Genomic DNA, 3,848 nt, shown 5'->3' on the forward strand with positions numbered 1-3,848 from the left:
CCGAGACCGCCACTACCTCGACGTGATGCACAAGCACACGGCTTGACATCGCTGATTCCACAGAATGATCTTGTTGTTGTGGCCCTCGACGGCGCCGGAGTTCCAGCGGAGCGTGAGGCCGGCCAGGACCGCGTCCCAGTCCCTGCGCAGGCCGGTCGCGAATCCGCGAAGTTCGGGGAGGTGGCTGGCCTCGGCGTCCGCAGTCCACTGTTCGAGGTCCTCATGGCCGCGGCGGTTGACAAGGACGGTGGCGAAACGGGCGATAAGGTCGCAGGCGTCATCCAGCTCCCGGCAGCGGCCGCGCAGTTCCTTTAACAGGACACGGCCGGCCTCGGGCCGGTTGTCGGGGTGGGTGAGGATCAGCCGGGTCACCTCGCGGATCTTGGGGACCGGCGGGCGGGTGGCTGGCTTGGCGTTGTCTCGCAGCCGGTGCACGAAGCGGCGGACGGTGCGTTCGCTGACGGTCAGGCCGCGTTCGGCGAGTTCGCGGTGGAGGCGCTCGGCGCTGTGGCAGCCTTCGTTGAACCGGGCGATCAGGTAGGCGGCGTGGCCGTCCAGGCTGCTCTGTCGGCCGGTGGGACGGTCGCCGATCAGCTCCTCCGGAGTGGCGGCTCTCATGAACTTCCGCACCGTCTTGGGGTCCAGGGCCAGCTCGGCGACGATCTGGCTGGGTCCCATACCCTTGGCCATCAGAGCGTGGACGAGAGCGTGACGCTCGCGGGTGCGCCGGGCCCGAGGTCCTTCGGGTAACACCACTTTCTGCTTCGCCGGTGCGGGTGGGACCCACTGCGGGCGCAGACGGGCGACCAGCCGCTCGGCCGCCTGGCCGAGGTTTTGCCAGAGGTGGAACCGGTCGGCGACCTGGGTGGCGGTGCCGGCTCCACGGTCGGCGCCTTCGGCGTAGTAGCTGGCCCGGTCGCGACATATGACCCCGACGCCGGGGTGGGCGGTGAGCCAGGCAGCCAGGGCGTCGGCAGACCGCTCGGGCAGGACATCGACGGGACGGCGGCCCTGGATGTCGATCAGGACCGTGCCGTAGTGATGGCCCTTTCGCAGGGCGAAGTCGTCGACCCCGAGCACGCGAACCTGCCCAGTGAGCGGGTCCGGCAGTGCACGGATCAGGCGTATCAGGGCGTCTCGCCCTATCCCGACTGCCAGGTGCTCGGTGAGCCGGGCACCAGCCCGGCCGCCCAGCGCCAGAGCGACGGCCTCGCGCACCCTCCGCAGCCCCACCGTGCAGCGGCCGTATCGGAACGTCAGCCCCGGGATCTGCTCGGCGAAGGTCCGCTTCCCGCACTCGGCGTTGTCGCAGAAAAAGCGGCGGACCCGCAGGTGCAGTACCAGCTCCTGCCCGCAGACCGCAGTGTCGCCGACCAGCCGCTCGTAACTACTGTGCGCCCGCTCCGACCAGGCTCCACATCCCGCGCATGTCGCCCCTGACGCCCGGCCCCGGGCATGAACACGGACCGACCGGCCAACCGACCTGACCAACTCCACGTGCAGCAGCGCGAACTGAGGGAACAACATGACCAGAAGATCAGTGACAGACACCCGCCATGATCGCCAACCGCGGCCGCCCACATGCGGGCTTTACGGAACTCGTGCCGTAGCAGTCGGTGCCTGTTGGCATCGTGGCCGTTCACGCTCAGCCTAGAAAGGAGGCTGCCAGTCGCCCCAAGACATCGCGTGGCCAGGCGGAGGCCAGTACTCCGAGTAGCCCGCGTAGAACCACTGCCGGCCGATCCATTCGCACTCCGGTATCGGCCCTTCCCAGTCATCGGTGCACCGGTCCTCCCAGCCCCGTCCCACCATCACCGGCCGGGTCACAGCATTGCCCGCGACCTCCTGCACCCGCAGGACCAAGCCAATGCCGGCGGCCCCGGGGTTGCCCCGCGGACCATAGGACACACCGAGCACCCCACACACGGAAGCGTGCAGAAGGAACCGCTCCAAACCTGCCGGCACGCAGGCCGTCAACTCCCTTCCCCAGAGTGTGACCTGGGGTCCGAAGGCCGCGTCGACCGCGACGCAGAACAGCTGCCCGCGGATGAAGTAGCCGTACACAGCAGGCTCCGCGGGCCTCTCGCCGAACGCGACGCCCAGGGTGTTCGGTTCCGACGGCCCGGCCTGGAAGCGGTGCAGCTCGCTCATGCCCGACAGCGCGGCAGTGACTTCGATGATCGGCATGCCGAACCGCAACGGCCCGACACCGTCCAGGGGCATCAGCTCCCAGTCCGCCCGCGCCCTCCTCAGCACGGCATCCCGGTGCTCTACCGCCGCCATCTGTCCGCCCATCCCCGCCCCACGCCGAGCCCCTGGCTCCGGCACTCTCTCACCCTGGGATTACACCAGATCCAAGATCGTTCACGGAACTCGCGCCAGAGCCAGTCTGCCGTGTCCGCTGACAAACAGAGCCAGGACCCTGGACAAGCCCAATTGTCCCAGGCCGGAGGTACTCTCCCGCGTTTTCACCAGTAGTCAGATCGCCGCCCCGTGACAGCCCGAGGCCAACGTGGTGTGTGACGTTCGGTTCTGATCGGCAGCCAATCAGTTGATCGTGGTGTCCCGGCCCCGGAGGATGTTGCCGTCGGGGGCCGGGACACTGCTACATCACCAGGAGGACATCCATGATCGGGACGACAGACCGAATGCGGGTGGACTACGCGCAGTACTACCTCTACGGAACGAACTACGTCGAAGGGGAGGACCACAACGCCCTTGAGAGGGTCAGGACGGGAAACAGCGTCGCCGCCGCTGCCCCCGACCATTTGACCGTAAGCTGCGGAACCCACGCGGGCGCCATCCGACTGTCGGTCGAAGGGCGTATGGACCCGCCCGGGCCGCCCCAGGCGGACTGGGAAACCGTCGTCGACCTGAGCCTGTTCAGCGCCGCAGGAGAACTCGGCGTCCAGCCCTGGGGCGGCCAGGCTGCGGACGGAGCGGTCCGTGGAAACCTGGCGGTCGCCGGCGCGGGCTGGTACCGCGTCCGGGTGGAGACACGCGGCCGCGACAAGGGACGCGCTCTCAATGTCGCCAACCCCTGGGTCGAGGAACATCGCCTGACCCTGTGGCCCGCCCCACCTGCTCCTGACCACGTGCACCGCGTCACTGACGAGGTGGGCAAGGCAACCTACGACCCCACGCGACCGGCCGACCCCCCGATTCCCCCAATCCCCCCGGCGCCCTCCGCGGACGACTCCCTTCTTCGTGCCTGGGCCCGGTCCGCAGGTATCGCCGTCGACGACAACAAACCAATTCCGCGATCCGTCCGCGCCCTGGCGGTTGCTGCGGGAGTCCTGCCGACACACCACGAGGCGTGAGACGCAGCCCGTAGAGCTCACGGGCGCGCGACACATGCTCAGTGAGGGGGTGCCCGACGGGCGGGTGCCCGTCAAGGCCCGCCAGGACGCCCAGGGCTGGGCCCAGCACATGACCGAGTACATGGCGCAGAGCGCCGGCGTCACCCTCGACGCCGGCAGCGCCGAGCCGTTCTTCAACGACTGCGTCGGCAAGGTCGACACTGTCCTCGACGCCTCCCGCACGTCGAGCCGGCACCTGATCACCGTAGAGACCACGACCGGAGGGCTGCTGCTCTTCCGGGTCAAAACGCCCTGCCTGATGCCTCCGGCAACACCAGGGGCATCCAGCTGACACGGGTGGCCCCGAGCGGGGCGGCCGCCCCGCTTCTCGTGGTCGCGGCTCGCTTCGGCGGGCCGTGTCCGGCTGCCGCTCGGGAACGCCGGTGTTCCTCCTGGCCCGGGCGGTCCCTGCCGTCGGGCGGGGAACACGGCTCCGTACTACGGGCGCGTCAAGATCGTTGGACTGTCCGGAGGCTGTGTGCAGGGCGA

At 69.0% G+C, this 3,848-nt stretch carries 4 protein-coding genes; 2 read left to right on the forward strand and 2 right to left on the reverse strand.

What is annotated here, in order from left to right; genetic code table 11:
- Positions 1–12 precede the first annotated feature (12 nt).
- On the reverse strand, positions 13–1,551 hold the full coding sequence (locus tag ADK60_RS20235; RefSeq protein WP_159400508.1) for an ISL3 family transposase: 1,539 nt from the start codon (positions 1,549–1,551) through the stop codon (positions 13–15).
- Between the two features lie 99 nt (positions 1,552–1,650).
- Positions 1,651–2,295, reverse strand: coding sequence for a hypothetical protein (locus tag ADK60_RS20240; protein ID WP_053647854.1), 645 nt, complete (start codon positions 2,293–2,295; stop codon positions 1,651–1,653).
- Positions 2,296–2,627: 332 nt separating this feature from the next.
- Between ADK60_RS20240 and ADK60_RS20245 the strand changes: the two genes are divergently transcribed.
- Together ADK60_RS20245 and ADK60_RS20250 are read left to right on the forward strand one after the other, a co-directional pair.
- Positions 2,628–3,320 carry a hypothetical protein gene (locus ADK60_RS20245; RefSeq protein WP_053647856.1) on the forward strand — a complete coding sequence of 231 codons (693 nt, stop codon included), beginning with the start codon at positions 2,628–2,630 and terminating at the stop codon, positions 3,318–3,320.
- Between the two features lie 34 nt (positions 3,321–3,354).
- On the forward strand, positions 3,355–3,651 hold the full coding sequence (locus ADK60_RS20250) for a hypothetical protein (protein ID WP_053647858.1): 297 nt from the start codon (positions 3,355–3,357) through the stop codon (positions 3,649–3,651).
- Positions 3,652–3,848 lie beyond the last annotated feature (197 nt).

The organism is Streptomyces sp. XY431, assembly GCF_001279805.1.
In the GTDB taxonomy this organism is placed as follows: Bacteria; Actinomycetota; Actinomycetes; order Streptomycetales; family Streptomycetaceae; genus Kitasatospora; species Kitasatospora purpeofusca.